The sequence below is a fragment of the Microbacterium sp. NPDC056569 genome (assembly GCF_042793475.1).
Lineage (GTDB): Bacteria > Actinomycetota > Actinomycetes > Actinomycetales > Microbacteriaceae > Microbacterium.
The window spans coordinates 1,763-5,108 of the sequence record NZ_JBHTUV010000030.1; the positions used below are offsets into that span (position 1 = coordinate 1,763).

1 rRNA gene is annotated in these 3,346 nt (G+C 55.3%); it reads left to right on the top strand.

Annotation, left to right across the window (positions count from 1 at the left end):
• Positions 1 to 510: 510 nt before the first annotated feature.
• A 23S ribosomal RNA gene (locus ACFQ7C_RS20230) occupies positions 511 to 3,346 on the top strand; the annotation flags it as partial.

A 3,346-nucleotide genomic window follows, 5' to 3' on the forward strand; every position in this document is an offset into this window, starting at 1 on the left:
CGAAGGTGGGATCGGTAATTAGGACTAAGTCGTAACAAGGTAGCCGTACCGGAAGGTGCGGCTGGATCACCTCCTTTCTAAGGAGCACCTCAACCTTCGGGTTGTAGGAACCTCAGCAGAGCGAACGTCTCTGCGGGGGCTCATGGGTGGAACATTTGACATGGCATCAGCGCAGCTGGTTCCTACTAGTACGCCGCAGTCCTTCGGGGGTGTGGTTGGAGGGTGGGGGTTGGTGAGCGGGGTGCCTGCACGCTGTTGGGTCCTGAGGGACCGGACGCCGCATGCTTGCCGTTGGGGTGAGGTGTGGTGTGCAACTCTCTGGGCCTCTGCTGCCGGCCGGTTGGTCGTGTGGTGGGGGTGCCGCCCGTACTTTGAGAACTACACAGTGGACGCGAGCATCTTTGCAAGATGACCTCTTCGGGGGTTGTTTTGTGTTGATGATCTTAAAGATCATTAGTCAATTTCTGGTCGCACTCTTTTGGAGTGTGTCCGAGTTTTTGATTCTCATGTTTTCAAGTCTTTAAGAGCAAACGGTGGATGCCTTGGCATCTGGAGCCGAAGAAGGACGTAGCAATCTGCGATAAGCCTCGGGGAACTGATAAGCAAGTTTTGATCCGAGGGTGTCCGAATGGGGAAACCCCGCTGGGCGGCGTGCCGACCCAGTGACTCCCGCCTGAATATATAGGGCGGGTAGAGGGAACGTGGGGAAGTGAAACATCTCAGTACCCACAGGAAGAGAAAACAACCGTGATTCCGTGAGTAGTGGCGAGCGAAATCGGATCAGGCTAAACCTCATGTGTGTGAGAGCCGGCAGGCGTTGCATGTGGGGGGTTGCGGGACTTTCCTGACCATTCTGCCGAGTGGTCGACGTGACAGAAGCGTATAGACGAACCGTCTTGAAAGGCGGGCCAGAGTGGGTGCCAGCCCCGTAGTCGAAATGCGTGTTCTGACGTGGAGAGTATCCCAAGTAGCACGGGGCCCGAGAAATCCCGTGTGAATCTGTCAGGACCACCTGATAAGCCTAAATACTCCCAGATGACCGATAGCGGACAAGTACCGTGAGGGAAAGGTGAAAAGTACCCCGGGAGGGGAGTGAAATAGTACCTGAAACCGTTTGCTTACAAACCGTTGGAGCACCCCTGGTAGGTGTGACAGCGTGCCTTTTGAAGAATGAGCCTGCGAGTTAGCGATATGTGGCGAGGTTAACCCGGGTGGGGTAGCCGTAGCGAAAGCGAGTCTGAATAGGGCGATTCAGTCGCATGTCCTAGACCCGAAGCGAAGTGATCTATCCATGGCCAGGCTGAAGCGACGGTAAGACGTCGTGGAGGGCCGAACCCACTTAGGTTGAAAACTGAGGGGATGAGCTGTGGATAGGGGTGAAAGGCCAATCAAACTTCGTGATAGCTGGTTCTCTCCGAAATGCATTTAGGTGCAGCGTTGCGTGTTTCTTGCCGGAGGTAGAGCTACTGGATGGCCGATGGGCCCTACAAGGTTACTGACGTCAGCCAAACTCCGAATGCCGGTAAGTGAGAGCGCAGCAGTGAGACTGTGGGGGATAAGCTTCATAGTCGAGAGGGAAACAACCCAGACCACCATCTAAGGTCCCTAAGCGCGTGCTAAGTGGGAAAGGATGTGGAGTTGCTTAGACAACCAGGAGGTTGGCTTAGAAGCAGCCACCCTTGAAAGAGTGCGTAATAGCTCACTGGTCAAGTGATTCCGCGCCGACAATGTAACGGGGCTCAAGCACGCCACCGAAGTTGTGGCATTGACATTATTGGTAGGCCTTCGTGGTCCAGCCGTGTTGATGGGTAGGAGAGCGTCGTGTGGCGAGTGAAGCGGCGGGGTGACCCAGCCGTGGACGCTACACGAGTGAGAATGCAGGCATGAGTAGCGAAAGACGTGTGAGAAACACGTCCTCCGAAAGACCAAGGGTTCCAGGGTCAAGCTAATCTTCCCTGGGTAAGTCGGGACCTAAGGCGAGGCCGACAGGCGTAGTCGATGGACAACGGGTTGATATTCCCGTACCGGCGAAGAACCGCCCAAACTAACCCAGTAGTGCTAAGTATCTGAATCCCCATGACCGGATCCTTCGGGTGATGGCTTGGGGCCTAGCGTACGACCCCATGCTGGTGCGGTTAGCGTATTAACAGGTGTGACGCAGGAAGGTAGCCCATCCCGGGCGATGGTTGTCCCGGGGCAAGTGCGTAGGCCGAGTCATAGGCAAATCCGTGACTCATACAGGCTGAGACACGATGCGGATGAAAAGTGGGTGATCCTATGCTGCCGAGAAAAGCATCGACGCGAGGTTCTAGCCGCCCGTACCCCAAACCGACTCAGGTGGTCAGGTAGAGAATACCGAGGAGATCGAGAGAATCGTGGTTAAGGAACTCGGCAAAATGCCCCCGTAACTTCGGGAGAAGGGGGGCCATCCGCTTATACCAGCTTGCCTGGAAAAGGGCGTGGTGGCCGCAGAGACTAGTGGGTAGCGACTGTTTACTAAAAACACAGGTCCGTGCCAAGTCGCAAGACGATGTATACGGACTGACGCCTGCCCGGTGCTGGAAGGTTAAGAGGACCGGTTAGCCGCAAGGCGAAGCTGAGAATTTAAGCCCCAGTAAACGGCGGTGGTAACTATAACCATCCTAAGGTAGCGAAATTCCTTGTCGGGTAAGTTCCGACCTGCACGAATGGCGTAACGACTTCCCAACTGTCTCAACCGCGAACTCGGCGAAATTGCAATACGAGTAAAGATGCTCGTTACGCGCAGCAGGACGGAAAGACCCCGTGACCTTTACTACAGCTTGGTATTGGTGTTCGGTGTGGCTTGTGTAGGATAGGTGGGAGACTGTGAAGCGGATACGCCAGTATTCGTGGAGTCGTTGTTGAAATACCACTCTGGTCACTCTGGATGTCTAACTTCGAACCGTAATCCGGTTCAGGGACAGTGCCTGGTGGGTAGTTTAACTGGGGCGGTTGCCTCCCAAAAAGTAACGGAGGCGCCCAAAGGTTCCCTCAACCTGGTTGGCAATCAGGTGGCGAGTGTAAGTGCACAAGGGAGCTTGACTGTGAGACTGACAGGTCGAGCAGGGACGAAAGTCGGGACTAGTGATCCGGCAGTGGCTTGTGGAAGCGCTGTCGCTCAACGGATAAAAGGTACCTCGGGGATAACAGGCTGATCTTGCCCAAGAGTCCATATCGACGGCATGGTTTGGCACCTCGATGTCGGCTCGTCGCATCCTGGGGCTGGAGTAGGTCCCAAGGGTTGGGCTGTTCGCCCATTAAAGCGGTACGCGAGCTGGGTTTAGAACGTCGTGAGACAGTTCGGTCCCTATCCGCTGCGCGCGTA